Source organism: Pseudomonas sp. ENNP23 (assembly GCF_001728945.1).
GTDB lineage: Bacteria > Pseudomonadota > Gammaproteobacteria > Pseudomonadales > Pseudomonadaceae > Metapseudomonas > Metapseudomonas otitidis.
Genome location: NZ_LYSP01000001.1, coordinates 21,173 through 46,726, shown reverse-complemented (window position 1 = coordinate 46,726; position 25,554 = coordinate 21,173). Strand labels below are relative to the sequence as shown.

Sequence of the window (25,554 nt, the reverse complement as noted above, 5' to 3'; positions counted from 1 at the left end):
CTCAGCACAGCTCGCAGACGATGGCACCGTGCTCGCCCAGGCGGGCGTGGGCGCGGCTGACCGGGGTGCCGGTGGCCATGGCTGCGAGCAACTGGTCGGCCACCTGGGGCAGCAGGCGGGACTCCACCACCTGGTCGATCAGCCGGGCGCCGCTCTCGGCCTGCTGGCAGAGGCTGGCGATGTGCGCGACCAGATCCGGGCAGTGGCTGAATTCCAGTTGGCGGCGCTGCAGGCGGGTGCCCAGGCGTTCGAGCTTGAGACCCACCAGTTCTTCCAGCAGCGCACCGCTGATGGGGTAGTAGGGAACGACCCGCATGCGGGCCAGCAGTGCCGGCTTGAAATGCCGCACGAGCTGCGGGCGGATGGCCTCTTCCAGCGCCTCGGGCGTGGGCTGTTGACCGTCGGCGCAAAGGCTGTCGATGCGCTCGCTGGCCAGGTTGGAGGTCATCAGGATGAGGGTGTTGCGAAAGTCGATCTCGCGCCCCTCGCCGTCGTTGGCGATGCCCTTGTCGAAGATCTGATAGAAGAGGTTCAGCACGTCGGGGTCGGCCTTTTCCACTTCATCGAGCAACACGACGGAGTAGGGTTTCTGGCGCACCGCCTCGGTGAGCATGCCGCCTTCGCCATAGCCGACGTAGCCGGGCGGGGAGCCGATCAGGCGCGAGACGGTGTGCTTCTCCTGGAACTCGGACATGTTGATGGTGGTGAGGAAGCGCTCGCCGCCATACAGCAGGTCGGCCAGGGCCAGTGCTGTCTCGGTCTTGCCCACCCCGCTTGGGCCCACCAGGAGGAACACGCCGACCGGGGCGTCGTGCCGGTTCAGGCCGGCTGCGGTGGCGCGCACGGCGCGGTCCAGGGCCTGCACGGCCTGGTCCTGGCCGCGAATGCGCTGGCGCAGGTCGTCGGCGAAGCTCAATACCCGGGCGTTGTGCTCGCGGGCCAGTTGGGCGAGGGGGATGCCCGTCCAGTGGCTGATCACTTCGGCCACCAGCCGCGGACAGACCTCGAAACTGACGAGCGACTCGGTGGTCTGCAGGTCCCGCAGGGCGCTGTGGGTATCCTGCAACTGTGCCTCCAGTTCAGCCAGGCCCGGCGCTTCGGCGGGTACCGTCTCGTCACCCTGGCGCAGCCGGGCGATGCGCTGGCGCAGGTCGAGCAGTTGCTCGGCGAGGGTGCGCTGGTGGTTCCAGCGGGCCTCGAGGGTTTGCAGTTCGTCCTCACGCTGGTGGAGGCGTGTGGCCAGGTCGTCGAGGGTTGTGCCGTCCACCGGCAGTCCGGCGTCCAGGTCGCGGCGCAGGGCCTGGTGCTGTCGGGTGTCCTCGGCCTGCTCGCCGCGCAGGCGTTCGAGGGCCTCGGGGGCGGCCGCGAGGCTGATGCGGACACGGGCGCAGGCCGTGTCGAGGACGTCCACGGCCTTGTCCGGCAATTGGCGGCCGGCGAGGTAGCGGGCGGAGAGCTCGGCGGCGGCGACCACGGCGTCATCACGCAGGTAGATGCCGTGGCTGCGCTCGTAGACGCGGGCGAGCCCGCGCAGGATGGTCACCGCTTCGGGCACGGTGGGCTCGTGGAGCTGTACGGGTTGGAAGCGTCGGGCCAGTGCCGGGTCCTTCTCGAAGTACTTCTTGTACTCGGCCCAGGTGGTGGCGGCGATGGTGCGCAGCTCGCCCCGCGCCAGGGCCGGTTTGAGCAGGTTGGCCGCGTCGGAGCTGCCCGCTTGGCCGCCCGCGCCGATCAGGGTGTGGGCTTCGTCGACGAACAGGATGATGGGCATCGGGGCGTTGCGGACCTCGTCGATGACGCCCTTCAGGCGTCGTTCGAACTCGCCCTTCACGCTGGCGCCGGCCTGCAGCAGGCCGAGGTCGAGGGACAGCAGCTCGACATCCTTGAGGGCGTCCGGCACTTCGCCATTGGCGATGCGGCCGGCCAGGCCCTCGACCACGGCGGTCTTGCCCACGCCGGCCTCGCCGACCACGATCGGGTTGTTCTTCCGGCGCCGGGCGAGGATGTCGATCATCTGGCGGATGGCGGAGTCCCGGCACAGCACCGGGTCCAGCTTTCCTTCCCGGGCCTGCTGGGTCAGGTTGTGGGTGAAACGCTTGAGCAGCGATTCCCCCGTGGACGGGGCACTGGCCGTGCCCGGCTCCGCCTGCTGGGCGCGGGCGAAGTCCCGCAGCCGTTCGGCGCTGATGTGGCCGAGCAGGGCGTGGTAGCGCGTTCCAGCGTGGCGCAGCGGGTTCTGCAACAGCGCCAGGAGCAGTGCAGCCTGGTCGATCAGGCTGCGGTGCAGTTCCAGATTGGCCACCAGCAGGGCGTCCTGCAGCCACTGCACCAGCTCGGTGGCGAACACCGGATTGCGCGAAGCGCTGTGCTCCGGGTTGGCTTGGAGCGCGGCGACCAGCTCGGCCGTGTCGACCTCGCCGTCCTGCAGGGCGCGGTGGATGAGGCTGCCGGTACGCTCCAGCATGGCCAGCAGAAGGTCCTCCACCAGGATGCGGCTGCCGCCCCGGCCGACGCAGCGCTCGGCGGCGATCTCCAGGTCACGGCGGGTGTCGGCGTCCAGGGCCTGGACGAGTTGTTGCAGGTCGATATTGATCATGGGCTCATCGGTCCTTAATGAGTGCGGCTGCGCAGCGAGACGATGCCGTCGGCACGTTCGCGGCCCAACCAACTGGTCCAGCCGAGGCGGCAGGGGTTATCGGCGCCGACCCGCAGCTCGCGGATGGCGTCGTGGCGCAGTTCCAGGCGGAGGTCGTAGTCCAGCGGGTCGCGCAGGGTGAAGCGCACCAGGGCACAGAGGGGCTGGTAGCCGGTGCCGATGGGCAGGAATTCGTGGAAGCGTTCCCAGTCCAGTTGGCGGATGTGGATGCGGAACTTGCCACCGCGATCGCGCACCCGTTCCCCCAATACCAGGTCTTCACCCAGTTGGCTGTTGGCCTGGCCCAGGCGGTTGAGCTGCTCCTGGAGGATGTCGACGCTGCGTTCGATGCATTGCTCGATGAACAGCTCGGCATGCTTGAAGTAGTAGCGCAACACGGCCTCGATCAGCGCGGCCGAGTGGGCGCGCAGGCTGAGCAGCCCGAGGTAGGGCAGCAGGCGCTTCCAGTTCAGCTCCTCGGCGCTGCGCAGTTCCTCGCTGCCGAGGCCGATCAGGGCGAACAGCCGCTCGGAAAAGGCATCCCGGGCACCACTCTGGAAGCGTGCCCGGTAGCGGTACTTGCGCCAGATCGGTAGCAGCAGCCGCTGCAGACGGTGATGGAACAGGTCGAGGAAGTCCCGGGTGGGGTTGTCGTCGTCACCCTCGTCCAGTACCTGCTCGGCATAGAAGGCAGGCAGTGGCGAGCCCGAGCCGGAGAGGCGGACGAGGTTCAGGCAGATACGCGCTCGCGTTTCGCCCCCTTCTTCGAAGAAGGTCAGGCTGTGGATGTCGGTGCCGGGGAAGCCCAGGCTCGGGTTGGCCTGGAACTCGATGCGATCGTAGAGGCGCTCCTCGTCGATCTCCTCGTCCGTGCCATCGGCCTGGTGCAGGTGTTCCATTGCCAGGAGCACGGCTTGGAACAGCGCGTATTCCCGGATGCCCTGGCTCAGGCGGCTCAGAGCAAGGGTTGCTGGCCCATGCGTGGTGTCCATTGGTACACCTCTCCCTGTGTGCTGCAGACCCGTAGCTCGTGGTACGAGTTGAGGCTTGCGTAGAGTGCGAAGAATTCGTTGAGCACCGAGGCGAAGACGAACAGGTCGCCGTCGCAGATGTAGCCCTCGGGATCGATGCTCATTTCGGTGCGCAGGCCTCGGACCGGCAGGCCGCGGTGGAGCCTGTCCACATGCTGGTGGCGGATCGACTTGAGGCCGTTGAGCAGGCGTTTGCTGACCTTTTCCGCGTGCTGGTCGTAGTAGCGCGGCAGGTCGTAGGTTTCGAGGATCACCTTCAGCGCGTCGACGTTGGCCAGCGAGAGGTAGTTCAGTGACATGTTGCTGATCAGCTTCCAGAGGAACTCGCGGTTGATCGGCGGGGCGTAGCTGGCGGTCACGGCGGTGATGTTGCGGAAGGTGAGGAAGTCAGGCGCCCCCTCTCCCGGATGGCAGATGTCTCCCAGGCGCAGGCGGCGCGGCAGGTTCTGGTTGGTGCAGGTCAGCTCCACGGAGAGGGTTTCCTGCTCCTGGCCGCTGCGCGCACCGAAGCTGAGGTAGGTGTCCAGTCCGTCGTGCAGCAGGGAGCTGCGCTGGCGCACGCTGTAGTGCGGCCGGGGCATCGGCACGTCGAAGCTGGCGTCGTGCTCGAAGGATTCGAACTGTACGTAGTCGCGATGGCCGACCCCGCCGGGCAGCCAGCCGCTGACGGTATCGACGGAGAACACGCCGCAGTGCTGTGGGTCGTACTCGGCCGGGAGGATCAGGTATTCGTCCTGCTTGCTGTCGAGACGGATGGGTAGGGCGTCGTGGCGGAACAGGTTGGCTACCGGGGTGCAGTAGAGCCTCAGGTTGTCCAGGGTCGGGCGCAGGCGCTGGATGCCGCTGCGGCGGATGTCGAAACGCAGCTCCAGGCCCTTGGTCTGCTCCAGCTGCTCCTTGGGCAGGCCGCCGAGGCAGGCCAGGCCGGTGAGGTCGACGAAGAGGAACTTGTCCTGGAAGGCGAAGTACTCCTGCAGGTAGCGGTAGCCGCGGAAGGTGTTCAGCGGGTAGGGGATCAGCGCTTCTTCCTCGGCGAAGCCCACGGGGTGAATGCTGGTGGATGGCAGGCGCAGGCCGATGGGCTGGCCGCGCTCGTCCTGTAAGGCAACGTTGTTCGCATCCAGCGGCACCAACTCGATGTTGTCCAGGTCATGTACCAGCCCGAGGTAGAGCGTCTGGCTGATGTAGCGCTCGCCCGCCAGGTGCAGGCGCAGCCGGTCGAAGGGGGGGGTGCCCAGGTGGCCGTCGTCGATCAGCACCAGGCGCAGGCTGAGCAAGGCGCCATCCCCGGTGATGGAGTAGCTCAGGCCATCGGCCCGCAGGGGCAGGATCTCGGTGGGGAAGCAGGTCTGGAAGCGGCAGCGCACACCATCCACCGGGTTGCTAGCCACGCAGGTCTCACGGGGCACCACCAGCGATTCACCCGCGCTGGCATATGGATCGAACTGCAGGATGCTGAACGCTGGCAGGGGGCGCATGTAGTTCGGCCACAGCAGGTGCATCAGCGAATGGGTCAGCTCGGGCAGTTCGTCGTCGAGCTTCTGCCGCAGCCGGCCGGTGAGGAAGGCGAAGCCCTCCAGCAGGCGCTCCACATCCGGGTCTCGCCCCGCCTGGGCGAGGAAGGGCGCCAATGCCGGGCTGCGCTCGGCGAAGCGGCGCCCGAGCTGGCGCAGGGCGGTCAGCTCGCTTTGGTAGTAGTGGTTGAAGGACATGGAGGACTGTGTTCCCGGTGTTCCTGGGCGAAGACTGGCGAAAGGGCCAGGGCGCTGTATTCGTCAGCCGATCAGTACGGTTCCCGAACCGCTGAGGACGACGTTGCCGTGACTGCCGATGCTTCCCACGGTGGCGGCAGGGCGCCCATTGATCAGTACGGTGGCGGAAAGGTTGGCCGCCATGGCCCCGCCGCAGGCCGACGGGTCGCCCTGGCGTGCGGCGGGCAGGCCGTCGAACAGCACGTCGGGTGATCCAACGGCGATCGGGTTGATCAGGTGGAACGGGATGGGACATGCCGTCGGGTCGGACAGGCGTGCGGCGGGTTTGCCGGACATGGGGGTATCTCCTTACTGGACTTTGACCTTGCCGCTGCCGTCGAGGTGGGCGGCGAAGCTGACCTGCCGCCGGGTGCCGTCGATGTTCAGCGTACCTTCGATGGAGAAGGACAGGTTGAGTGGGTCGTGCCGACGCGGCAGTGCTACCACGCGGACGCCTTGCAGTCGGGGTTCATAGGCCTCGATGAAACGCTCGATGGCGGCACGGGCCTGGTTGAGGGCGTCGTGCAGGCTCATGCGCATGTCGTTGAGGTCGGGCAACCCGTAGTCGGGCAGCGTTTGCACGCTGCCCGCTCGGGTGCTGAGCATTTTGGCCAGATGGTCGGCCACGGACGACATGACGGCGACTTCGCGGCTCAGCCCGACACGTTCGTGTGCCTTGCCGCCCAGTCGTTCGAACAGGCTGCCGTAACCGTCCATCTGCCGCCCCTTACTCCTTGTCCAGCTTGCCGACCAGGGACAGGGTGAAATCCGCCCCCATGTACTTGAAGTGCGGTCGGATGCTGAGGCTCACGCGGTACCAGCCCGGTTCGCCTTCGACATCGGTGACCAGCACCTGGGCTCCACGCAGCGGACGGCGGCTACGGACTTCGGAGCTGGGGTTCTCCTGGTCGGCCACGTACTGGCGAATCCACTTGTTCAGCTCCAGCTCCAGGTCGGAGCGCTCCTTCCAGGAGCCGATCTGCTCGCGCTGCAGCACTTTCAGGTAGTGGGCCAGGCGGTTGACGATGAACAGGTAGGGCAACTGGGTGCCGAGCTTGTAGTTGAGTTCGGCGGTGCGGCCTTCTTCGCTGATGCCGAAGAACTTCGGCTTCTGGGTGGAGTTGGCGGAGAAGAATGCGGCGTTGTCGCTGCCCTTGCGCATGGTCAGGGCGATGAAGCCTTCTTCGGCCAGTTCGTACTCGCGGCGGTCGGAAACCAGGACCTCGGTGGGGATCTTGGTTTCGATCTCGCCCATGCTCTCGAAGTGGTGCAGCGGCAGGTCCTCGACGGCGCCACCGCTCTGCGGACCGATGATGTTCGGGCACCAGCGGAACTTGGCGAAGCTGTCGGTGAGGCGGCTGGCGAAGGTGTACGCGGTGTTGCCCCAGAGGTAGTGCTCGTGGTCGTTGGCGACGTTCTCCCGGTAGACGAAGGTCTTCACCGGGTTCTCTTCCGGGTCGTAGGGGTTGCGCAGCAGGAAGCGCGGCAGGGTCAGGCCGACGTAACGGGCGTCTTCCTGTTCACGGAAGCTCTGCCACTTGGCGAACTGCGGGCCCTCGAAGTGGTCCTTCAGGTCCTTGAGGTCGGGCAGGCCGGTGAAACTCTCGATGCCGAAGAACTTCGGCCCGGCGGCGGCGATGAAGGGCGCATGGGACATGCAGGCGACGCTGGCGACGTACTGCATCGTCTTGATGTCGGGGGCGCTGGGGTTCATGTAGTAGTTGGCGATGATCGCGCCGACCGGCTGGCCACCGAACTGGCCGTATTCCGCGGTGTAGATGTGCTTGTAGAGGCCGGACTGGACCACTTCCGGGGAGTCCTCGAAGTCATCCAGCAGGTCCTGCTTGGAGACGTTGAGGATTTCGATCTTGATGTTCTCGCGGAAGTTGGTGCGGTCGATCAGCAGCTTGAGGCCGCGCCAGGAGGATTCCAGTGCCTGGAACTCCGGGTGGTGGAGGATCTCGTCCATCTGGCGGCTGAGCTTGGTGTCGATCTCCGCGATCATGCGGTCCACCAGGGCCTTCTTGACCGGCTCGCCCTGATTCTGCGGCTTCAGCAGTTCTTCGATGAAGGCAGAGACGCCTCGTTTGGCGATGCCGTAGGCTTCGTCCTCCGGGGTCAGGCTGGTTTCGGCGATGATTCGGTCGAGGATCCCGTGTTCGGCGGCCTTCGCCGACTGTTCCTGTGCTGCGCTGATACTCATGGTTCGCGTCCTTTCAATCTGTTCCGGTTGTTACTCGTCCTGGCTGGTATCGAGACCCAGCTCACCCAATACGCGGGTGCGGGACTCTTCGTCGGCCAGCACGCCTTCGATCGCCTTGCGGAAGGTGGGGGCGTTGCCCAGCGGGCCCTTGAGGGCGACCAGGGCGTCGCGCAGCTCCATCAGTTTCTTCAGCTCGGGCACCTGTTCGACCAGGTTGGCGGGGTTGAAGTCCTTCATGGAGTTGACCGCCAGGCTGATGCCCAGCTCGTCGTCTTCCTTGTCCTCCTGGAGGCGGTTCGGCACGTTCAGCGTGAGGCTCAGCTCCTGCTTGGCGAGCACTTCGTCGAAGCTGTTCTTGTCGATGCCGATCGGTTTGCGGTCCTCGACCTTGCGGTCGTCTGCGCGCTGGGTGAAATCCCCCAGCACGAGCAGCTTGAGGGGCAGCTCGATTTCTTCCTGGGCGTTGCCCGTGGCGGGTTTGAAGGTGATGTTGATGCGTTCCTTGGGGGCGACCGAGCCTTCTTTGGCCATGGTATGTCTCCTTTGCGTGGGGGCCCGAGGGCCTAGTCGAGTACCACCTCGAGATCGAGGTGGCACAGCCTGCGGTGAACCTCGTCCTTGCGTTCGCGCACACTGTGGTTCTGTGGCAGCAGCTCGCAGCAGCTATGCAGGAGGTTGAGCACCCGCAGGACGAGGTCGGGTTCCCAGGCGTGCAGGCCACTGTCCTGCAGGTCCTGGTCGAGGTTTTCGAGCTGGATACGGGCCAGCTCGTATTTCTTGGCGTGGTAGCAGAGCCGGGCCATGGCCAGTTGCCAGAAGAAGCGCTGGCGGCCGCCATGGGCTGATTGCAGGCCGTGCTTGAGGCGCTGGGTGGCGGCCTTGAGGCCGTCCTTGCGCAGGATGGCCTGGGCCTCCTGCAGGGCCTGCTCCCAGGCAGGCGCATCGTGGCCGCTGGTGGGCGTCGGGGCGGCATCGACGGTCTGCAGGTGAGGCAGGACGTGTGCGCTGATCCAACTGCGGGTAGCGGGATCGGCGAACGGGCTGCCATCGTGGAAGCGCAGTTCGACGATGCCCGGCAAACGGTGCAGGAACAGTGCGCACTGCAGTTCGACTTCGAGCATGGCGGCCTCCGCCCCCAGGCCCTGAAGGCATTCCCACGCCATGTGCTGGCCGTCCAGCCAGAAAGGCGCGCGGGCGATGCTGCCTTCCAGTTCGGCGAGCAGGTCGGCGTACTCGCCCTTGGCCAGCCGATCCCGGTAGTTCTCCAGCTTGTCCTTGGGCAGGTTGCGCAGGGGCGTGATCTGTTCGGTGTTGCGCTCCGGGAGGCTGTCGATCGCCAGCCAGAGCAGCGTGCGGTTAAGGCGCAGGGCGCGGATGTCGGTGGTGTTCTGGCGCAACCACCAGGTATTCAGGGGGCGGGCGGCGTCCTGCAGGGCGCGCAGGTTCTTCTGTGCGTCCCGCTCGTTCTCCACGGCGCTGGGTGAGGACAGCAGTTGGCTGGCCACCTGCTTGACCTGGGCCACGGTGGCGCTGACTGCGTTGTTCTCCGGTTGGCCTTTCGCAGCTTGGTTCACCCGCTCGTCGAGCCGGCGGCACAGGGGCAGGAGCAAAGGAGCATCCGCTTCCAGGCGCTTGCTCAGGCAATGGTCCAGGCGGGTGAGGGCGCTCGCCAGGTCGCGGAACAGGGGGAGTTGCTCCTTGATCGGCACAGCTTCGTCGAAAACCGGCTCCAGGCGTGTGGTCAGCCAAGCCAGGGCCGCCGAGCGAGTGCGCGGTTTGCGCGGGTGGAGGCCGTCCCAGCGCTCTTCACAGAGATGCAGCAGCAGGAGCAGTCCGGCATGGAGGCCCTGGAAGGATTCACATTGATAGAGGGCCCATGCCAGCCAGGCGGCTGGGCGCAGATCCTTCGACTGGGTGCGGAGCAACGCTTCGCTCTGTTCCCGGATCATCTGCCAGTCGATGGGCGCGCTGGTATGCAGGGAGGCTGCCTTGGCCAGCTCGTTTTCCAGGGCTTCGAATTCCGGCGAATAGCGGACGTCTTCACCCGCAAAGCTCTCCGCCGAGATAGGCGTGGCAGCCAGTTCCTGATAGTGCGCGCTGAGTTTGCCGGAGTAGCTCATCCTTGCTGGACTCCAATTGAAGGGGACTTCCTGTGGGGCAGTTAAGTGTCGCTGGGATTGCAATACCGATGGATAGACGCTCGGTCGTAGCCAATTGCCATCTTCAAGGGCGATCGATTATGGAGGGGCTTGGAAGAAGTGTGTTCGACATTGTTTGTAGGAAATAGAGACAGGTATTGAGCGTAGCGTCTCTGTAACTTCTTGACTGTTTGTAAGTGCTTGAACGGCTGGGAATATTGTTTGCTTTTTTTAAGCTTTAACTGTGCAAGAAGTTGCGTATTGAACGTATGGAAAGTGGCCGGAAGTGGTTTTATTTTTTATGTGCTTATCGCGAGGGAATGGAGCTTTATTTTGTAACTTGTTGGTTTAAAAGAAGTTTGCAGAGTTGGCATGTGACTTGTTTGTGAGTGGGGGCCTGAATTTACCGGGCCAATTATCAATCACGGCAAGGAGACCACCATGCCAACTCCCGCGTACCTGTCCCTCGAAGGCACCAAACAGGGCCTTCTCACCGCCGGCACCTTCACCGAAGACTCCGTCGGCAACATCTTCCAGGAAGGCCACGAGGACCAGATCCTCGTTCAGGCATTCAACCACCAGGTGATCATTCCTCGTGATCCCCAGTCCGGCCAGCCCACCGGCCAGCGTGTCCACAAGCCGCTGATGATCACCAAGGTCTTCGACAAGTCCTCGCCGCTGATCTTCAACGCCCTGACGTCCGGAGAGCGCCTGTCCAAGTGCCGGCTGGAGTGGTATCGCACTTCTTCCACCGGTACTCAGGAGCACTACTTCACCATCGAGCTGGAAGACGCAGTGATCGTCGATGTGCAGTCGCGCATGCCGAACTGCCAGGACCCGAACATGGCGCACTTCACCCACCTGGAAGACGTGTACTTCACCTACCGCAAGATCGTCTGGACCCATGAGGTCTCCGGCACGTCCGGCTCGGATGACTGGCGTACGCCGATCTCCGCCTGACCCTTCGGCCGGGGTTCCCCGGCCGAACTCCTTCCGCCCCGTCCGGGGCGGACCTACTCCGGAATCAGTTTGTCCACAAGCGTCGGGTCATCGATGAAGCGATTGCGCGTGCCCTGCAGGGCGGCGATGCGGTCGTTGCGGGCGCGTTCGGCGTCGTCGGGCGGGTCCTGGCGGTGCCACTGCTTGAAGACCTGCACCTGGCCGACGATGGGCAGACCGTACTCCACATGCATATAGAAGATGGCGCGGGCGACATTGCCCTTGGCCTCGTCCCTCGGCTCCATCAGCTGGAAGCTGCTCTTCAGCGGGCAGTCATCGATGGTGCGCGCGGAGGCGGCGTCACCCACCACGCCGAACAGCGCGTTGCGTCGTGCCAGTTCCACCCGTGCCAGTTCGGGGTAGAGGTTGTGCAGGTCGGCCAGCATGTAGGGGTATTGGGGGTTCGTCTCGCGGCACTGGTTGTCGGTGATGCAGCGCAAGGCGCTCTTGATCTGCTTGATGGAGTAGACCGGGCTTGCTGCCAGCAGGCCGCTCTCGCCCTGGAAGAGCTTGCCGCAATAGAGAGTGGTGTCAGCGCCGGCGTAGAGCTGTTTCCAGAAGGCCTCGCGGATCGCGGCCTTGGGATCTGGCAAGCGATTCTGGCCACCGGCAAGCAGTGGGGTGGAGGCGGCGAGGGCCGCAAGAGAAAGGGCTATCGCAACGACGCGCATGGTGATGACCCAGTAGGACGCCCCTTGGAGGGCTTGTTGTTATTCGGGACAGGCGGAGTCTAGCAACTGGGTTTTGCCAAGACAAAACCAAGCGACCGCTTGCTTGGGCTTGCAAATGGCCGTGTATGAATCGGCGCCGTGTGATGGGCATATCGTTTGTAGGGTCATGTAAGAGAATGCTTACAAGAACTGGCGGCTATAGCTGCTATCGCTGCTTGGCGGGCCTCACTAATCTACACGCCATAGGACGCCGCGCAGGAAGCGCACTGAAAAACACGGATGCAGTGGATTCTCCGCCAGGATGGCGGTTGATCAGGGATGTCAGGGAAACAAGTCTGCAGAAACCCCGCTTCGGCGGGGTTTTTCTTTTGCGCATTCAAACGCCTTCCCAGGGCGGTGCCGGGACTTTCTCCAGCAGGCTGTGCAGCAGCTCCAGGGTGGCCTGCTGGCGCTGGGCATCGCGGAACACCAGCCCCACCTTCAGCGGTACGCGCGGTTCGCTCAGGGGCTTCCACAGCAGGTACTGGTTGGCGTGCATCTGCCGCGCCCGTCCGGGCAGCACGGTGGCCAGCTGGGTATGGGGCAGGCTGTCGAGGATGCCGGCCATCTGGTTCAGCTCCGCCTGCACATTGGGCCTGCGGCCGAGCAAGGCCAATTGCTCCTGCCAGATCTGCCGCACGCGGAATTCCTCGCCCAACAGCAGCATCGGCAGTTCCGCTGCCTGGCTCAGCGACACCTTCTTGAACTCCCGCAGGGGATGTTCTTTGGGGATCACCAGTTGCAGCTCGTCCTCGTAGAGCTGCCGGCTGTGCAGGCCGGGCTGTCGCGGTGGCAGGAAGCCGATGCCGATGTCCAGGGTGCCGGTCAGCAACCGCCGCTCGATGTCCAGTCCCGACAGCTCATAGATTTGCACCACCAACTGTGGCTGGGCCTCCCGCAGCCGCTCCAGCAGCAGCGGCACCAGGCTGGCGTTGACGGTCTGCAGCACGCCGATGGCCAGGCTGCGCGGTGCCTGGCCGCGGAACCCGCGCAGCGCTTCGCGGGCACGTTCCAGGCCATCCAGCAGCGGCAGTGCGTGGCTGTACAGCGTGTGGGCGGCGAGGGTCGGCAGCAGGCGCTTGCCGCTGCGCTGGAACAGGCTCACGTCCAGCCCCTGTTCCAGTTGGCGGATATGCTGGGAAAGCGCCGGCTGGGACAGGCTCAGGCGCTCGGCAGCCCGGCCCACATGGCCTTCTTCATAGAGCGCGACGAAATAGCGAAGCTGGCGAAAATCCATAAGTTCTGCTTATCGATAAAGCTTGAAAATCGAAATGGCCCGACAACCCCGAAGCCCCTAGCCTAAGCAGCACAGAGACTGTATCTCGCGCTGGAGAGGGCGAATGTCCGGGATCGTAGTGCAAGGCGTTTTCATAGGTAAAGCCGAAGATATCGGTGGTGGGCTCAGCAGCGCAGTGGACAAGCAGGCGGTGAAGCACCGGCTGTGGCTGTGGCCCCAGGGACTTGGCAGCGACGAGCAGGGCGACCAGCGTTTCCACGGCGGCCCCGAGCGCGCCCTGCATCATTACCCGGCCGAACATTACCGCTACTGGCGCAAGCATTACCGCCACCTGGCCTGGAAGGCGCCGAGCTTTGGCGAGAACCTTTCCACCTATGGCCTCACAGAGGACCAGGTGTGCATCGGCGACATCTTCCGCTGGGGCGGCGCCCTGCTGCAGGTCAGCCAACCGCGCTCACCGTGCTATCGCCTGAGCCGCCGCTGGGGCATCCCGGCGCTGCCGGAGCAGGTGCAGGAGACCGGCCGTTGCGGCTGGTTCTACCGCGTGCTGCGTCCTGGCTTCGTCAGCCTCGACAGCACCCTGGAACTGGTCCAGCGCTCCTACCCGGGCCTGACCGTCGCCCACGCCATCCAGAGCTACTTCCACTACCCGCTGGAGCACGCCGGCCTGCAGCAGTTGCAGCAATGTTCGGCGCTCTCCTCCCGCTGGCGCGACACCGCCGCCCGACGCCTCGCCACCGGCGTGGTGGAGGACTGGAGTGCCCGCCTGCAAGGGTTGCCGCTGGAGGGGATGCGGGCATGAGCGACTACCGCATCGGCCTGCGTCGCGACCAGGTGCTGCTGGCGGAGCTGTCGGTCAACCAGGCCCGCTATGTCGAAGTGACCCGCGAACTGCGCGCCCGTTTCCCCCGGGAGGAGGGCTTCAGCCTGCACATCGAGCGCCGCCGCGAGCTGCGCCGCATCCTCGAACAGGGCCCGGAAGGGTTGCGCCTGCTGGGCATCGAATACCGCCATGAAGAGGTACCCGACCATGCGTGACCCGCTTGCCGGCATGCGCCTGATGAAGACCGTGGAGCGTCCCGAGCAGGTCTTCGTCCGTGGCCAGGGCTCCTGGCTCTGGGATACCGACGGCCGGGCCTACCTGGATTTCACCCAGGGCTGGGCGGTGAACAGCCTGGGTCACAGCCCCAGCGCCGTGGTAGACGCCCTGAGACGACAGGCCGAAGCCGTTATCAACCCCGGCCCAGCCTATTACAGCCGCAGCTTGCTCAAGCTCGCCTCGCGCCTCTGCCAGGCCACCGACAGCGACCAGGTCTACTTCCTCAACAGCGGCGCCGAAGCCAACGAAGGCGCCATCAAGCTGGCGCGCAAATGGGGCCAGGTGCACCGGGGCGGCGCGTACCGCATCGTCACCGCCTGCAACAGCTTCCACGGCCGCACCCTGGCCACCATGTCGGCCTCCGGCAAGCCGGCCTTCGAGCACCTGTTCGAGCCCAAGCTGCCGGGCTTCACCAAGGTGCCCTACAACGACCTGGAGGCCCTCGAAGCCGCCGTCGACGACGAGACCGTGGCCGTCATGCTGGAGCCGGTCCAGGGCGAGGCCGGGGTCATCCCCGCCACCCTCGACTACCTGCAGGGCGCCGAGCGCCTGTGTCGTGCCAGGGGCGTGCTGCTGATCCTCGACGAGGTGCAGACCGGCATTGGCCGCTGCGGCACCCTGCTGGCCGAGGAGCTGTATGGCATTCGTGCCGACATCATCACCCTCGGCAAGGGGCTGGGCGGCGGCGTGCCCCTGGCCGCGCTGCTGGCCCGTGGCAATGCCTGCTGCTTCGAACCCGGCGAGCAGGGTGGCACCTACCACGGCAATGCCTTGATGACCGCTGCGGGGCTGGCGGTGCTGAAGACCGTGCTGGAACCCGGTTTCCTCGAACAGGTGCGCGAGGTGTCCCGGCACCTGCGCGACGGGCTCGCCCGGGTGGCGCGCCGCCACGGCCACGGCCCCCTGCGTGGCCACGGGCTGATGGTCGGCATGCCGCTGATTCGCCAGTCGGCCACGCGGGTGGCCCGCCAGGCGCTGGAGGACGGGCTGCTGATCAACGCCCCCCAGGCCGACTGCCTGCGCTTCACCCCCGCGTTGAACGTCAGCCTCGCCAACGTCGACGAAATGCTCAAACGCCTCAACCGCGCGCTGTCCCTGGCTCGCAGCAAAGAACCGGAGATCGCCTGACATGCGTGTCGCCATTCTTCAGCACGTCCCCTTCGAAGGCCCCGGGCGTATCGCCCAGTGGCTGGAGCTGCGCGCCACACAGGCGCGGATCTACCCTCTCCACGCGGGTGGCAGCCTGCCCGTGCCGGAAGACTTCGACCTGCTGGTGGTGCTCGGTGGCCCGATGAGCGTGCACGACGAGGCGCTCTACCCCTGGCTCCGCGAGGAGAAGGCGCTGATCCGTGCGGCGCTGGAGGGGGAGAAACGTGTCCTGGGCATTTGCCTGGGTGGCCAGTTGCTGGCCGAAGCACTGGGCGCCGAGGTACGCCCCGGGGAGGCCGAGATCGGCTGGTGGCCGCTGGAGAAGAACCCCCTGGCCGACCGCTCTCCGCTCGGGCGAATGCTGCCCCAGCGCCTGCTGGCCCTGCACTGGCACGGCGAGACCTTCGAACTGCCGGATGGCGCGATTCCGCTCTACGGCTCTGCCGCCTGTGCCAACCAGGGGTTCGTCTGGCGCGAGCACGCCATCGCCCTGCAATGCCACCTGGAAAGCACCCCGGAGAGCATCGAAGCCTTGTTGCAGGCCTGCCCGGAGGATTTGGCTCGACCGGGTTCGGTGGAGGATGCCGCCGCGATCCGTGACGGCTACCCCCAGTGCAGTGCCTTGGCGCCGACGCTGTTCCGCCTGCTGGACTACCTCACCGGCCCCCACGCCGTGCTGACCTGATTCCCTTCTCGAGTCCTTTTTCTCAACCGCCCGGCGGCCCTGTCTTTTGCCCCGGGCGGTTTTTCTTGGTGAGGATCTGATGCGGTTCGCGGAGCTCACCGCATCCTACGGACGTGACCGCAGCGGAGGGTGGAACGCGATTCATCGATCCAGCGGGAGGCCATGCAGAACGCCACTGGTGGATGGAAAGAGCGCCATCCACCCTGCGCCGTGGCCATCGCAGCGCGCTTCGGGGAATGCTGCGGAGTCGCCGTAGGATGGGCTTCGCTGTGCGAAGCCCATCATCCCGGCTCGCTTCAGGCCAGGGGGCCGTAGAGGGCGGCGCGGCGGTCGTTGAGGTAGGTCAGGGCCTGGCGGGAGCGCTCCAGCAGGTCCTGGTGCAGGTCGGCGAATGCCAGGGTTTCCTCACGGCCACACAGGGCGGCCAGGCTGCCGTCCGGGGCGCTGACGCTGGAGAGGCCGCAATAGCGGATCTCGCCTTCGGCGCCGCAGTAGTTGGCGTAGGCCAGGTAGCACTGGCTTTCGTAGGCACGGGCGCGTACCAGCACCTCGCAGACGAAGTCGAAGGGCGCCATGTTCGCCGTGGGCACCAGCACCGCGTCTGCCCCGGCCAGGGCCAGGCGGCGCACGTTCTCGGGGAACTCCACGTCGTAGCAGACCAGCAGCCCCAGCTTCCAACCCTCCAGTTCCACCAGCGGGGACAGGTCCTCGCCTGCGCTGAACATGCCCCGGTCCAGCTCGCCGAACAGGTGGGTCTTGCGGTAGTGGCCGAGGCGTGCGCCCCGGGCATCGATCAGTTGCACCGCGTTGTACAGCGCGCCGTTCCCGTCTCGCTCCGGGTAGCCGTAGAGCACGGCGATGCCGTGCTCCCGGGCGATGCCGGCGATGCGTGCAGCCCAGTCGCCATCGCAGGGTTGGGCCAGGCGCTGTACGGCCTCCAGGCCGATGTCGTAGCCGCTGAGGAACATCTCCGGCGTGACCAGCAGCCGCGCCCCGCGCCGGGCTGCTTCGGCCGCCCTTTGGCGCAGGCGCTCAAGGTTGGCCTCCGGCTCCAGCGGCAGTGGCGGGCATTGGTAGAGGGCGATGCGCATGGGGTTCTCCTGTCAGTCCGGCAGGGCGATGGGGCCGAGTTCGGCGAAGCAGTCGCCCGGGCCGGGGTTGTCTGCGGGGGTGCTGCCGCCGAAGTGGTGCATGATGCCCCACACCGCATTGAGTGAGGTCTGCACCGCGCCCTCGACCCAGGCCGGCGTCCACGACACATCGTCGCCGGCGATGAAGATGCCGCGCTGCTCGGCGGGCATGTCGTCCTGCATGAAGTGCGCGTACATGCGCTGGTTGTAGCGGTAGTGGCCCGGCAGCGCGCCCTTGAAGGCGCCGAGGAAGTGCGGGTCGGCCTCCCAGGACACGGTGATCGGGTCACCGATGATGTGGCTGGCGATGTCCACGTCCGGGTAGATCTTCTTCAGCGCGTCCAGGGCCAGCTTCACGCGCTTCTCCACCGGGTGCGGCAGCATCTTCAGCGCATCGCTCATCCACGAATAGGACAGGCAGATCACCCCCGGCCTGTCGTCGCCGTTGTCGAACAGGTAGGTGCCACGGGTCAGGCGGTCGGTGAGGGTCATGCTCAGGGTGTCGCGGCCGGTCTGTGGGTCCTTGTCCTTCCAGAACGGCCGGTCGACCATCACGAAGGTCTTCGAGGACTGCATGTAGCGGGTGCGGTCCAGGGCCATCCACAGCTTCTGCGAGAACAGCGATTCCTCGCACTCGATCTGGGTGGTCAGCAGCCAGGTCTGGCAGGTGGCTAGCACGGCAGCGTAATGGCGAGTGTCGCCCCAGGTGTCGGTGACCGCCAGGCGACCATCAGCGGCGCGGACGATGCGCTTGACCCCCGGCCGCGCTGCACCGTTGTGCAGGGACGCCAGGCAGGTGCCCGCCGGCCAGTGCACGCAGCGCTCCGGGGCGTGGCGCCAGATGCCCAGGGGCACCCGCTGCACACCGCCGACGATCAGGTGCTGGTTGTCGTCGCAGGCGGTCATCACCACGCGGAAGATCTCCAGCATGGAATTGGGGAAATCCGAGTCCCAGCCGCCGGTGCCGAAGCCCACCTGGCCGAACACCTCGCGGTGGTGGAAGGAGAGCTGGGCGAACGCCTTGGAGCTGGCGACGAAGTCATAGAAGGTGCGGTCGTCCCAGAGCGGCACCAGGGTGTTCCACAGCGCCTTCAGGCGCTTCACGTCGCGGTCGCGGATGGCCTGCTGGATCTCGCCGAACTGCGCGCCGTCCTCCAGGGCATCGGCCCAGGCATCAGCCACTTCCTGGAACAGCGCCGGCAGGTCTGCCAGCTTCTCGGCGTAGTAGGTCTTGCCCTCGATGTCGATCACCGTGCTGCCGGAAGCCGGGGTGAGCGGGTTGGGGAAGGGCTGGGTCTTGAGGCCGAGCATGTCCACGTAGTGGTAGAAGGCCGTGGACGAGGCCGGGAAGCGCATGCCACCCAGCTCGGCGATGATTCCGTCGGTGCCTTCGAAGGTCTGCGAGCGCAGGCGCCCGCCCATTTTCGAGGCCTCGTAGACCACCGGCTTCAAGCCCATCTTCATCAGCTCGTAGGCCGCCACCAACCCGGCGATGCCGGCACCGACGATGGCCACCTCGGCGCCGTGGTGCTCGGCCGGGATGCTGCCCAGACCGGCGGGGTGACGGATCCAGTCGTCGAAGGCGAAGGGGAAGTCCGGGCCGAAGATGGTGATGGGGTTCTTGCCGTCGGCGGGGTGGCGATTGTTGTTGTGCATGGCGACCTGCGAGGAATGCTTGAGGGGCTGTCTGTGCAGCGTTGGCACCATTCTAGGGAGGCTGAATTTCGTCTATAAGACGATTTATGTCGTCATTAATATGGATATAAATACAGAATGACGATATTTTTTAGCGAAATGTCGAATTCTTGTGTGCAGGTGATAAGTTCCTAGGAAATTTCCCTTGTGTCGTAGGTTGTTGGCTTTCGTGATGAAGGGAGGCGCCTCGGATCGTCCAGGCAGGGTGATCAGCCATCATGCGGGCCTTCGTATCCAGGACACAGGGAGATGGCTCATGCGTACATGGGTTGGCCGTTCGCTCGTTCTTTTCTGCACGGTGCTTGGGCTGCATGAGCAGGAGGCATGGGCGTTCCCTGCGACGTGCAAGGGATCGCCTGCGATGACCACCTACACCTTGCCTTCAAGCTTGACGGTTCGCCGCGACATGAGTGTTGGCGATGTGCTGTTCGACACCCAGGGCTGGGTCGGTGGAGGCCAGGCATACATCACCTGTGGCGGCTTCCTGCAGCACGGTGACCTGTGGCTCGATCGGGGCTTTACTGGAAGCCCTGCGGCTGTCCCCGGATTGCCTTATGTCTACGCCACGGGAGTCCCTGGGGTGGGGATTCGCGTCGCTTGGTCGCGAAATACGTCCACCCCGGCGCAGATGTCGGGTGGGCAGTACATGACTAGTCCGCGCATCAGTAACGAGTTGCTCGCATGGGGCCGCTACACTCCGGCCAACCTCTGGTGGATTCAACTGATCAAGACCGGCCCCATACGCAGCGGCACCTACTCAATCCCGACGGTCGAGGTCTTCTATCACAACCAGCTTTCCAATCGCCTGGCCTTTTCCGGGGTGAATCTGGCTGTGCAGACCCAGGGCTGTCGCCTGCTCAATCCCTCGCAGAACGTGCTGCTCGGCAAGTCCTGGATGAAGGATTTCAAGGGTGTGGGCAGCACCGCTTGGCCCAAGGACTTTGACATCGATCTTCAATGCGAGCCTGATATCGCAGTCTCCTACCGAATCGATGGGCTCAAGGTTGACGACTCCACCCTGAAGAACAGCGAAGGCCGTGACATGGCTAAAGGAGTCGGTGTTCAGCTGCTTAGCCGACATGGATTTGTGGGACCGCTGGCCATGGGCAGAGAGGTGCTCCTTGGGCGCACCGCCGCGTCAGGTACTTCCGTGGTGCGCATCCCGCTGACGGCTCGCTACCGTCAGGTCGACAGTGCGGTCGGCCCGGGTCAAGTGGTGACCTCAGCCACCATCACCCTGTTCTACCGCTGACCCCTCAGGCCGGCCCCGGAAGGGGCTGGCCCCGGTCGATCTTGCAACTGAGGATGATGGAGGTGGTGGTGCGCTCCACCCCTTCCACGTTGCCGATCTCGTCCAGCAACTGGTCCAGCCGCTCCGGCGACTCGGCTCGCAGCCAGGCCACATAGTCGAATTCCCCGCTCACCGTGCACAGCAACTGCACCTCCGCCATGCCGGTCAGGCGGCGCAGCACGTCCTTGCCGCTGCGTGGCCGCACGGTGATGCCCACGTAGGCCTGCAGCCCGCCTTCGGATACCCGCTGGCCCAGGCGCACGCCGTAGCCGCTGATCACCCCACTGCGCTCCAGCCGTGCCAGGCGCGAGTTCACCGTGGTACGGGCGATGCCCAGGCGGCGGGCGAGGGTGGCGATGCTTTCCCGGGCGTTGATCTGCAGCGCGGCAATCAACTGGCGGTCGGTTTCGTCGAGGAAGGCGAGGGCGTCTGACATGGCATGGATTCGGCGTCCAGGGGAGTACAAGGCTACCCGAATGGCAGGCCATGTCACGGTGCCGACGTTCGCATCACTCGTAGTACAGCGTCAGTTGCACCAGCGCCTCCACCGTCCCCGGCACCAACCGGGTGTCGTACTGGTAATAGCGAGCCGTCAGCGGGATGTTCACGAAGGCCTCCTGGCCCGACGGTAGCAAGGCATGGAAGACCTTCTCGCCGAAGACCACCGGCATACCGCCAGGCTCCCGCAGCAACTGCATGCCTACGCCCCTCGCAGTGGCACGGGTGTCGCTGTTCTTCACCACCGACGGCGAGGCCTTCAGTGGCGCATCGAGGCTGTAGGAGACGCGCAGCTCCGGATCGCACTCCAGGGGAATCTGGAAAGTGTGCGGGCGGGCCGTCGAGCCCGGTCCGCTGAAGTCACGAAGGTTCGCCTTGGCCAGACGTACCTCCATGTTCGCTTCAAGCAGTCGACACCCCTGCTTCTGGAACACCAGTTGGCTGGCGGAGAACTCCAACTCATTGGTCAGGAGGTCGTGGTAGTAGATACGGATCGGCGAGATGCGGAACGTGCCCGATGCCATGGGGCCGGTCTTGATCAACTGAATCCACCAGCGCTGGGCCGGGACGTAGTCATCACGGGCGATCTCGATGTTTGAGCGCGGCGATGTCATGAAGGCGCCGGCGTTCATGCTGCCAGGGGTCTGCTTGGCATTGTTGTACCAGGCCACCTTGATGCCGATGCCCGGCACCCCGGTCTCGTAAACGTACTTCAGCGAGGTCGACGCCATGTTGTTCGCATAGCCCTGGCTCAGCCAGAACGAGCCCCATCCCCGACAGCGGGCCGAGGCCTGGCCGTTACCGATCCAGCCGCCCGTGTCGTACAGCACGGTGCCAATGGGGGCATCCCGGGGCACGGTGAGGGTAGCGGGCAGGGTGTGGGCAGTCTTCAGGCCCGAGCCGGTGCAACTGGCGCCCATCACAAGACTCGGCGCCAGCAGAAGAGCGAACGCATGAACGAAGGTAATGCACAGCTTGGTAGACATCGTCGGCACCGTGGGCGAGGGACGGGACATCCACAGAAGGGCGACCTACGGGCCTGCTGCCTTTAAACCAGCGGAGAGAGCCGGACGCGCTCTGCAGGTCTTTTTGACTACGCCCTGCGCGCTATCTGCTTACCTGACGGGTGGCTTCTTGTAGGTCATGCCGCACGGTGGCGGGCTTTTGAGGCCGTTAGAATCTCGGCCCATTTCATGTCCTGGATCATCAGCATGAACCGTAACGCATACAGCAAGCTGGCAGGTGCTTTGGCATCCCTGTTTGCCTCGGGCATTACCTGGGGCGCCAGTTGCAGTGGAGGGGATGCTCTGCGAACCAACTACACGCTCCCTGCAATCATCACTCTGCAGCGGGATGCCCCCATTGGCACCGTGCTGTACGACACCAACGGTTGGGTCGGCGGCGGAAGGGCCCTGAGTGTCTCCTGCAAAGGACCCGGCACGATCTGGCTAACCGACGGCTTTCGTGGCGGGGCGGTCAAGACCGCTCTGGAGCACGTCTACGAGACCGGGGTGCCGGGCGTCGGCATCAAGGTGGCGTGGAGCAACAATGGGCGTAACCCACCTACGTCCATGGGCGGCGGTCGCTACATGAACGACCCGCCGGCCGAAGTGCAGATCTCTGCTAACGACTACGTACCCGCCCAGCAGTGGTGGATTCAACTGATCAAGACCGGCCCTATCGAGTCAGGTACCTTCCAGATCAAGCCAGCGCGGGTGTTCTACCACAACCTGCTGTCCAACGAGCTGACGTTCACGCCGTCCCAGCTCGTGTTCAACAAGCAAGGCTGTCGGTTGCAGACCCCGAATATCACCGTGGCGTTGCCCGTGGCCAATCTCCACCACTTTCAGGGCGTTGGCAGCTCAGCCTGGCAAAGTCCGTTCAATGTTTCCCTGGAATGTGATCCGGATATCCGCATTTCCTACCGGATTGACGGGCAGCAGGTGGCGGATTCGGTGCTCAGGAATGGCGAGGGTGCCGAGATGGCCACGGGGGTGGGCGTTCAACTGCTCAAGGGGGGTGGGGATGGCGGCACCCCGCTGGTGCTGGGGGCCAAGGCTTACCACATGGACATGGGCGCCGTCGGCGGGCTCAGCAAGATTCTACTGATAGCCCGCTACTACCAGACCGAACCCCGCATTGTGCCCGGTGCGGTAATGGCCACGGCCACCCTGACCCTGTTCTACGAGTAGTGCGCCTGATCGTCCTGCGGCGATGGCCTACAGACGTGGCGGTCATACCGGAAGCCTGTCCGACAGAGCGCAGGGGGGCTAGCCGTTAGAGTTTCTCCCCGTTTTTTTCTTCGGTCATGCCCATGAACCTGCCTCCCCGCCTGTTCGCCAGCGCCCTGATGCTCCTGCTCACGTCCGGCACGGTCTGGGGAGCTAACTGCACCGGGTCTGCAAAAACCAATCAGTTACCTCTTCCCTCCACCCTGACTGTCCACCGCGATGCGCCGATCGGCACTGTGCTGTATGACACCAGCCGCTGGATTGGCGGCGGCAGCGCCAGCGTCACCTGCACGGGGCCCGGCGAGCCGTGGATGGACCATGGCTACCGCGGGGCCATGACGCCAACGTCCCTGCAACACGTCTACGAAAGCGGCGTGCCGGGCGTCGGCATCAAGGTGGCCTGGGCCAACAACAGTAGCCGCCCGCCCGCCACCATGGGTGGCGGCATTTTCATGGACTACCCGCGCAGGGGGATGCCGATTCTCGCCACCTCCTACTCACCGGCTCAGTTGTGGTGGTTCCAGTTGATCAAGACCGGTCCCATCGAGTCAGGCACCTTCGGCATCAATCCGATCCAGGTCTACTACCACAACATGCTGACCAACGAGCTCACCTTCCCGCCGACCCGCCTGGTGTTCAACAAGACCGGCTGCCGGCTGCTCAACCCCGCCGTGACCGTGCACCTGCCCACCGCCAACCACCACCATTTCAAGGGTGTCGGCAGTTCCGCCTGGGAGCGTGCATTCGACATCCACCTGGAGTGCGACCCGGACGTCAGCATCTCCTACCGCGTGGATGGGACGCAGGCGGCGGATTCGGTGCTCAAGAACAGCGAAGGGCCCGGCATGGCCACCGGCGTCGGGGTTCAGTTGCTCAAGGGCGCGGGCGGTGGCACACCGCTGGTCTTAGGGGCCAAGGCGTATCACCAGACCAGCGGCCCCAGCGGCGGGCCGAGCCCCATTCCGCTGATTGCCCGTTATCACCAGCACGAACCGGACATCACCCCCGGCGCGGTGGTGACCACGGCCACGCTGACACTGTTCTACGAATGACGCCCCTCAAGCCCCGAACAACTGGCGCAGCGCGCTGGGGGAGAGCCCCGTCCAGCGCCTGAGCGAGCGGCGGAAGTTGGTGCTGTCGTGGAAGTGCAGGTACGCCGCCACCTCGTCGTTGCCGTAGCCCTTGATGCGGTAGAGGTAGAGCGCCACGTGCTTGCGCACCAGGTCGCGCTGCTCCTGGTAGTGCGTGCCGTGCTTGGCCAGCTTGCGCTTGAAGGTGGCCGGGCTCATGGCGAAGGCCTGGGCCGCATCCTCCAGCACCGGCGCCTCGCGCACCCGCTCCAGCAGCCAGCCGTAGAGCCTGTCCAGCAGGCTGGCGCGATGGCCCAGCGCCGCCAGGTGGCGCGCGCATTCCTGGCGTGCCACCTGGCCGGCGGTCTGCGACGCCTCCGGCAGCGCCCGGGTCAGCCAGGCGCGCGGCACCTGCATGGCGTCCACGTGCTGGTCGAAGCGCACCTCCTCCCCCAGGTGCACCCAGTACTGCTCGATGCAGCGCGGCTGGGCATGGGCGAAGTGGTAGCGCCACGGCAGCCGCTCCCCGCCCAGGCGCCGGCACAGTGCCGCCACCGCCGTCATGCTCGCCTCCAGCAGGAAGCGCCGGTGTTCCCCCGCCCCGCAGGCGTCCACCCAGTACAGCCAGGCGTCCTGCTCGTCCAGCACCAGCCGGGGCGCCAGCAACGGCGTCAACAGCGCCCGCTGGCGGATCAGTTGTCCCAGCGCATCCTGCAGGTGCTCGGCATGCAGCAGGGTGTGGCTGGCGGCGCCGTAGTGGCCGGGCAAAAGCCGCTGGCCGAAGAGAAAGGCCGTGTCATCGGCGGCCAGCAGGCGCCGGGCATTGCCGATCAGCCCGAGGAACTGCTGCGGGCTGACCAGTTGCCCGCCGGCGAGGATGTCCTCGTAGAACAGCCCGGTGCCCCGCAGCAGGCGGTGGCTGTCGATCCCCCGCGAGAGCGCCAGGTCGATCAGCACCGCCGGCTGGCCGTGGGCCGGGATGAAGCGGCTGTCGCGCTCGTACCAGTCACCCCTGATGGTCATCGCGCACCTCAGGCACTGTGGGCCAGGCGCGGCGAGCGGGCCTTCGCCAGGGCCAGGTTGAGCCGTTGCAGCAGCGCCTCGGGGCTCTCGTCCAGGGCCATCGCCACCGCCGTGCTGGCGTGCAGTTGCAGGCGCTCGCCGTGCTGGCGGGTGCGGTGGGCGAAGTGCGCCACCGCCTCGCCCAGCTCCGTGGCCAGTTGGTGCGCCTGGCGCTCGCCGGTGTTCGGCAGCAGCACCACGAAGCGGTCGCCGGCCAGGCGGCAGAGCAGGTCCTGGCGGCGCAGGTTGAGCAGCAGCAACTGGGTCAGGGCCAGCAGCAGGTGGTCGCCCTCGGCATGGCCGAAACGGTCGTTGACCTGGCTGAAGTCATCGATGTCGAGGATCACCAGTGACAGCGGCTGGCCGTTCGCGGTGGCCTCGCCCAGGCCCAGCTCCAGTTGGCGGCGCAGGTAGTCGGCGTCGCCCAGCGGGGTGAGCGTGTCGAACTGGCGGTGCTCGCGGAACAGCCGCTCGCGCTTCTCCATCTGCGCGCTGATGGCCAACTGCTCGCGGTGCCAGTGGTAGATGCCCAGGGTCAGCAGCACCAGGCCGATGGGCATCGGCACCGACTCCAGCCAGTGGTCCCAGTGCACCGTGTCGGGTATGCGGATGAACTCGTCGAGGCTGTCGATCCACCAGGAGAAGAACACCCCCGCCAGCCCCAGCACCAGCAGGTTGGTCACCCGCCCGGCGGGCCGGCTTTTCAGCACCAGGCCGATCCACACCAGCGCCAGCAGCGCCGAGCCGCCCTCGCCGAGGATGTCCAGCCAGACCCACTCCGACGCCGCCTTCAGATCGCCCACCGCCAGGTGCAGCAGCAACCCGGCATTGGCAGCCAGGAACAGCGCGGTGAGCTTGAGGCGGTGCAGCTTCAGCAGGGAGGTCATGGGCAGGTCCGGCGGGTTAGACCGGGCCAGCAGAGCAGATGATTGTGACGGCG

24 protein-coding genes are annotated in these 25,554 nt (G+C 65.6%); 8 read left to right on the top strand and 16 right to left on the bottom strand.

Translation table 11 applies throughout. From position 1 onward, the window contains the following. Position 1: 1 nt before the first annotated feature. The 8 genes from tssH to tssA all read right to left on the bottom strand — a co-directional run bounded on the left by tssH (position 2) and on the right by tssA (position 9,740). On the bottom strand, positions 2 to 2,596 hold the full coding sequence (gene tssH, locus A9G05_RS00195; RefSeq protein ID WP_069559058.1) for a type VI secretion system ATPase TssH: 2,595 nt from the start codon (positions 2,594 to 2,596) through the stop codon (positions 2 to 4). Positions 2,597 to 2,610: 14 nt separating this feature from the next. After that, positions 2,611 to 3,627, bottom strand: coding sequence for a type VI secretion system baseplate subunit TssG (gene tssG / locus A9G05_RS00190; protein ID WP_069559057.1), 1,017 nt, complete (start codon positions 3,625 to 3,627; stop codon positions 2,611 to 2,613). Next, the gene (gene tssF, locus A9G05_RS00185; protein ID WP_069559056.1) at positions 3,591 to 5,378 is read right to left on the bottom strand and encodes a type VI secretion system baseplate subunit TssF; all 1,788 of its coding nucleotides are present in this window, start codon (positions 5,376 to 5,378) and stop codon (positions 3,591 to 3,593) included. The genes tssG and tssF overlap by 37 nt, the downstream gene beginning before the upstream one ends. Before the next feature lie 63 nt (positions 5,379 to 5,441). Then, entirely contained in the window at positions 5,442 to 5,714 is a 273-nt protein-coding gene (locus A9G05_RS00180; RefSeq protein ID WP_044412074.1) for a PAAR domain-containing protein, read from the bottom strand. A 12-nt stretch (positions 5,715 to 5,726) separates the two neighbouring features. Beyond that, entirely contained in the window at positions 5,727 to 6,134 is a 408-nt protein-coding gene (tssE, locus tag A9G05_RS00175; protein ID WP_069559055.1) for a type VI secretion system baseplate subunit TssE, read from the bottom strand. Between the two features lie 10 nt (positions 6,135 to 6,144). Further along, a complete protein-coding gene (tssC, locus tag A9G05_RS00170; protein WP_044411975.1) occupies positions 6,145 to 7,620 on the bottom strand; it encodes a type VI secretion system contractile sheath large subunit in 1,476 nt (491 codons plus the stop codon). Between the two features lie 30 nt (positions 7,621 to 7,650). After that, complete coding sequence (gene tssB / locus A9G05_RS00165) at positions 7,651 to 8,151, bottom strand: type VI secretion system contractile sheath small subunit (RefSeq protein WP_069559054.1); 501 nt, start codon at positions 8,149 to 8,151, stop codon at positions 7,651 to 7,653. A 32-nt stretch (positions 8,152 to 8,183) separates the two neighbouring features. Then, positions 8,184 to 9,740, bottom strand: coding sequence for a type VI secretion system protein TssA (tssA, locus tag A9G05_RS00160; RefSeq protein ID WP_069559053.1), 1,557 nt, complete (start codon positions 9,738 to 9,740; stop codon positions 8,184 to 8,186). A 459-nt stretch (positions 9,741 to 10,199) separates the two neighbouring features. Between tssA and A9G05_RS00155 the strand changes: the two genes are divergently transcribed. After that, positions 10,200 to 10,718 carry an Hcp family type VI secretion system effector gene (locus A9G05_RS00155; protein ID WP_069559052.1) on the top strand — a complete coding sequence of 173 codons (519 nt, stop codon included), beginning with the start codon at positions 10,200 to 10,202 and terminating at the stop codon, positions 10,716 to 10,718. Positions 10,719 to 10,771: 53 nt separating this feature from the next. Here A9G05_RS00155 and A9G05_RS00150 read toward each other — a convergent pair whose 3' ends face one another. Together A9G05_RS00150 and A9G05_RS00145 are read right to left on the bottom strand one after the other, a co-directional pair. Beyond that, complete coding sequence (locus A9G05_RS00150; protein ID WP_069559051.1) at positions 10,772 to 11,428, bottom strand: endonuclease I family protein; 657 nt, start codon at positions 11,426 to 11,428, stop codon at positions 10,772 to 10,774. A 376-nt stretch (positions 11,429 to 11,804) separates the two neighbouring features. Beyond that, complete coding sequence (locus A9G05_RS00145; RefSeq protein WP_069559050.1) at positions 11,805 to 12,704, bottom strand: LysR substrate-binding domain-containing protein; 900 nt, start codon at positions 12,702 to 12,704, stop codon at positions 11,805 to 11,807. 103 nt (positions 12,705 to 12,807) lie between these two features. On the opposite strand from A9G05_RS00145, the gene A9G05_RS00140 reads away from it, so the two are divergent. The 4 genes from A9G05_RS00140 to A9G05_RS00125 are packed head-to-tail and all read left to right on the top strand — an operon-like array spanning position 12,808 to position 15,637. After that, a complete protein-coding gene (locus A9G05_RS00140) occupies positions 12,808 to 13,506 on the top strand; it encodes an MOSC domain-containing protein (RefSeq protein WP_069559049.1) in 699 nt (232 codons plus the stop codon). Next, entirely contained in the window at positions 13,503 to 13,742 is a 240-nt protein-coding gene (locus A9G05_RS00135; RefSeq protein ID WP_044411998.1) for a hypothetical protein, read from the top strand. The genes A9G05_RS00140 and A9G05_RS00135 overlap by 4 nt, the downstream gene beginning before the upstream one ends. Next, positions 13,735 to 14,931, top strand: coding sequence for an acetylornithine transaminase (locus A9G05_RS00130; RefSeq protein ID WP_069559048.1), 1,197 nt, complete (start codon positions 13,735 to 13,737; stop codon positions 14,929 to 14,931). Before A9G05_RS00135 ends, A9G05_RS00130 begins: the two co-directional genes overlap by 8 nt. Before the next feature lies 1 nt (position 14,932). Continuing rightward, positions 14,933 to 15,637, top strand: a complete 705-nt coding sequence (locus A9G05_RS00125) for a type 1 glutamine amidotransferase (RefSeq protein ID WP_069559047.1) — start codon at positions 14,933 to 14,935, stop codon at positions 15,635 to 15,637. A 296-nt stretch (positions 15,638 to 15,933) separates the two neighbouring features. Here the strand turns inward: A9G05_RS00125 and A9G05_RS00120 are convergent, their stop codons facing one another. Both A9G05_RS00120 and A9G05_RS00115 read right to left on the bottom strand, forming a co-directional pair. Continuing rightward, entirely contained in the window at positions 15,934 to 16,728 is a 795-nt protein-coding gene (locus A9G05_RS00120; protein WP_069559046.1) for a carbon-nitrogen hydrolase family protein, read from the bottom strand. A 12-nt stretch (positions 16,729 to 16,740) separates the two neighbouring features. Continuing rightward, positions 16,741 to 18,423: an NAD(P)/FAD-dependent oxidoreductase gene (locus tag A9G05_RS00115; RefSeq protein ID WP_069559045.1), complete on the bottom strand. Its 1,683-nt coding sequence runs from the start codon at positions 18,421 to 18,423 to the stop codon at positions 16,741 to 16,743. A 400-nt stretch (positions 18,424 to 18,823) separates the two neighbouring features. Here A9G05_RS00115 and A9G05_RS00110 point away from each other — a divergent pair, with 400 nt between their 5' ends. After that, positions 18,824 to 19,714, top strand: coding sequence for a fimbrial protein (locus A9G05_RS00110; RefSeq protein WP_165666055.1), 891 nt, complete (start codon positions 18,824 to 18,826; stop codon positions 19,712 to 19,714). Between the two features lie 4 nt (positions 19,715 to 19,718). On the opposite strand, the gene A9G05_RS00105 is transcribed toward A9G05_RS00110, so the two are convergent. Next, positions 19,719 to 20,189, bottom strand: coding sequence for an Lrp/AsnC family transcriptional regulator (locus A9G05_RS00105; RefSeq protein ID WP_069559043.1), 471 nt, complete (start codon positions 20,187 to 20,189; stop codon positions 19,719 to 19,721). Between the two features lie 73 nt (positions 20,190 to 20,262). Further along, complete coding sequence (locus A9G05_RS00100; protein ID WP_165666053.1) at positions 20,263 to 21,237, bottom strand: fimbrial protein; 975 nt, start codon at positions 21,235 to 21,237, stop codon at positions 20,263 to 20,265. Positions 21,238 to 21,444: 207 nt separating this feature from the next. Here A9G05_RS00100 and A9G05_RS00095 point away from each other — a divergent pair, with 207 nt between their 5' ends. Together A9G05_RS00095 and A9G05_RS00090 are read left to right on the top strand one after the other, a co-directional pair. Then, positions 21,445 to 22,443, top strand: coding sequence for a fimbrial protein (locus A9G05_RS00095; RefSeq protein ID WP_083272473.1), 999 nt, complete (start codon positions 21,445 to 21,447; stop codon positions 22,441 to 22,443). Positions 22,444 to 22,565: 122 nt separating this feature from the next. Next, on the top strand, positions 22,566 to 23,534 hold the full coding sequence (locus A9G05_RS00090) for a fimbrial protein (protein WP_165668206.1): 969 nt from the start codon (positions 22,566 to 22,568) through the stop codon (positions 23,532 to 23,534). 6 nt (positions 23,535 to 23,540) lie between these two features. Here the strand turns inward: A9G05_RS00090 and A9G05_RS00085 are convergent, their stop codons facing one another. Both A9G05_RS00085 and A9G05_RS00080 read right to left on the bottom strand, forming a co-directional pair. Next, entirely contained in the window at positions 23,541 to 24,575 is a 1,035-nt protein-coding gene (locus tag A9G05_RS00085; RefSeq protein WP_069559039.1) for an AraC family transcriptional regulator, read from the bottom strand. An 8-nt stretch (positions 24,576 to 24,583) separates the two neighbouring features. After that, entirely contained in the window at positions 24,584 to 25,501 is a 918-nt protein-coding gene (locus tag A9G05_RS00080) for a GGDEF domain-containing protein (protein WP_069559038.1), read from the bottom strand. Between the last annotated feature and the right edge of the window lie 53 nt (positions 25,502 to 25,554).